The 209-nt window shown below is 45.0% G+C and carries 1 protein-coding gene; it reads right to left on the bottom strand.

Annotated elements, in window-relative coordinates:
* Positions 1-209, bottom strand: a 209-nt coding sequence (locus DOS84_RS19205; RefSeq protein ID WP_207802088.1) for a hypothetical protein, incomplete at both ends; no start/stop codon positions are given.

The following is a 209-nucleotide window of genomic DNA, read 5'->3' as shown; positions in this document are numbered from 1 at the left end:
AGCGATGCATTATTAGCAGTGATTGCTGTTCCAACACAATAACTTGGCGAAGCAACGGTATAACTCAATCCTGCCGGAGCTCGATTTACGGTAATGGTTACAACCGATGTTGCAGTTCCACAACCACTAGTATTGCTGGCTGTAACGGTATATCCTGCAGATGCAACTGCTGTAGTTGGTGTTCCTGTTATTTGTCCTGTTGCTGCATT

The sequence above is a fragment of the Flavobacterium aquariorum genome (assembly GCF_003254745.1).
Taxonomy (GTDB): Bacteria; Bacteroidota; Bacteroidia; order Flavobacteriales; family Flavobacteriaceae; genus Flavobacterium; species Flavobacterium aquariorum.
Note: the sequence above shows the minus strand (reverse complement) of the source record. Positions and strands in the feature narration are given on the sequence as shown.